Here is a 1716-nt window from a genome sequence, read left to right as displayed (position 1 = left end):
GGGCCGCTCAGCGCGCTGGCGCCAAGCGCATTGGCGCAGTCGATCGCCCATTTCATGTAGTCGACACCGGCTTTGCGCGTTGCCGCATCGGCCGAGATCAAATTCATCGCCGGATCGCCCATGGCTGAAACCGCGGTCCGCTCCAGCCCGATGCGGTCGAGCAGCTCGCCGAGCTTTCTATAGTCGTCCGGCGTGCCGGCGAAGATTGGTATCTCGATGCCATCGAAGCCGGTCGCCTTGATATCGCGAAGCAGCTTCTCGTGTTTCTTCGACACGGCCGTCGTCCACAAGAACATGCACATGCCGATTTTCATCGACGCCCCTCCCAGTTCCCTGTTGATGCCCCAAGGTGTTGAGATTCAGGTCAGGCCGAGTCGAAAATGGCTGGTTCCGAGAACCGGAGCGGAGCGTACTTTTGGTACGTGAGCACCGGAAGCGCAGGAAGCTGCCATTTGCAGGCCGGCATCACCTGAATATCTGCACCCTTGGTCAGAGCTTCGTCCAGGCCCCATTCTTCTTCGACGACTTCACGCAGGCCTCGATGAAGGCCATGCCTTCGACGCCGTCGTGAATGGTCGGAAAGACGACATCCTTTGCCGGCTTGCCGCCCTTGCGACGCGCCGCGCGGATGGCCCTCGCGGCCTCCTGGTAGATGTTGGCGAAGCCTTCGAGATAGCCCTCGGGATGGCCCGACGGCACGCGGCTGACACGCCCTGCCACCGGCAGCGCGCCGGCGCCGTTGCGGGTGATCAATTGCTTGGGCTGGCCGAACGGCGTGTACCAGAGATAGTTCGGGTCGGCCTGCACCCATTCCAGCCCACCCTTCGAGCCATAGATGCGCAGCTTCAGCCCGTTCTCGTGGCCCGGCGCCACCTGGCTTGCCCAGATCATGCCTTTTGCCGGATGCGTCTTGCCCGCAGACTTGAAGCGCAGCATGACGTTGACATTGTCATCGAGGAGCCGTCCCGGCACGAAGGCGTCGAGATCGGCCGACAGGGAATCCAGCTCCAGCCCGGAGACGAAGCGGGCGAGATTATAGGCATGCGTACCGATATCGCCCAGCGCGCCGCCGGCGCCTGCCTGTTTCGGATCGCCGCGCCACGCCGCCTGTTTCTGGCCGGTGGCGGCCAAGTCCTCGGTCAGCCAGTCCTGCGGATATTCGGACTGCACGATGCGGATGTCGCCGAGCACGCCCTTGGCGACCATCTCGCGCGCCTGCCGCACCATCGGATAGGCGGTGTAGTTGTGCGTCAGCACGAACACCTTACCGGTCTTCTCGACCACGGCCGCCAGCTTTTTTGCTTCGGCGAGCGTCGTCGCCAGCGGCTTGTCGCAGATGACGTGGATGCCAGCTTCCAGGAAAGCCTTTGCCGCCGGTACATGGACATTGTTGGGCGTGACGATAGCTACCGCCTCGATGCCGTCGGGCCGCTTGGCCTCGGCCTTGGCCATCTCGGCATAGGACGCATAGCTGCGATCGGGGTCGAGCCCGAGCTCGGCGGCCGAGGCCTTTGCGCGAGCTGGGTCGGATGACAAAGCACCAGCAACCAGCACGAAGTCATTGTCCAGGCGCGCCGCGATCCGGTGCACTGCGCCGATGAAGGCGCCTTGCCCGCCGCCGACCATACCATAGCGGATCGGGCCGCCTCCCGCTTCCGACTTCGATGCGCCGACCATGTTTTTCTCCTTGCTGTTGCTCACCTCCCCCTTGAGGGG

At 63.8% G+C, this 1716-nt stretch carries 2 protein-coding genes; both read right to left on the bottom strand.

Going from position 1 to position 1716, the window contains the following annotated elements; genetic code table 11:
- The coding region (locus EN935_RS34620) for a sugar phosphate isomerase/epimerase (protein ID WP_164771631.1) at positions 1-314 on the bottom strand (314 nt) is incomplete at its 3' end.
- Positions 315-489: 175 nt separating this feature from the next.
- On the bottom strand, positions 490-1677 hold the full coding sequence (locus EN935_RS34615) for a Gfo/Idh/MocA family oxidoreductase (RefSeq protein ID WP_109661113.1): 1188 nt from the start codon (positions 1675-1677) through the stop codon (positions 490-492).
- Positions 1678-1716 lie beyond the last annotated feature (39 nt).

Source organism: Mesorhizobium sp. M7D.F.Ca.US.004.03.1.1, assembly GCF_003998635.1.
Classification (GTDB): Bacteria; Pseudomonadota; Alphaproteobacteria; order Rhizobiales; family Rhizobiaceae; genus Mesorhizobium; species Mesorhizobium loti.
Note: the sequence above shows the minus strand (reverse complement) of the source record. Positions and strands in the feature narration are given on the sequence as shown.